The 248-nt window shown below is 47.2% G+C and carries 1 protein-coding gene; it reads left to right on the top strand.

The window, feature by feature from the left end:
- The coding region (locus QYG89_RS17400) for a hypothetical protein (protein ID WP_404319431.1) at positions 1-206 on the top strand (206 nt) is incomplete at its 5' end.
- Positions 207-248: the final 42 nt, after the last annotated feature.

Genomic DNA, 248 nt, shown 5'->3' with positions numbered 1-248 from the left:
GGTATGGGAACGGGTGTGACCTCTTCGCTATCGCCACCAGACTGTATAAAGTTGAAAGAATTGTTCTTTCAAAACTGGATAATATGTTTCAAGTAACCGGCAATCGAGTGCCATTTGGTGCTGCTTTCCGCTTGTCCAGCTGCGGCGCCTTGCTCCTCGGGTCAAATAACCTTCAATCAATGAAGTCAAAGAACGAACTTCTTTGATTGAAGAACATTTGCCTGTCGGAGCAGTACAGGCGCCTACGC

Origin of the sequence: Bacillus lumedeiriae (genome assembly GCF_044891285.1) — a bacterium.
Classification (GTDB): domain Bacteria; phylum Bacillota; class Bacilli; order Bacillales; family Domibacillaceae; genus Pseudobacillus; species Pseudobacillus lumedeiriae.
This window is presented reverse-complemented; position numbering and strand designations above follow the sequence as displayed.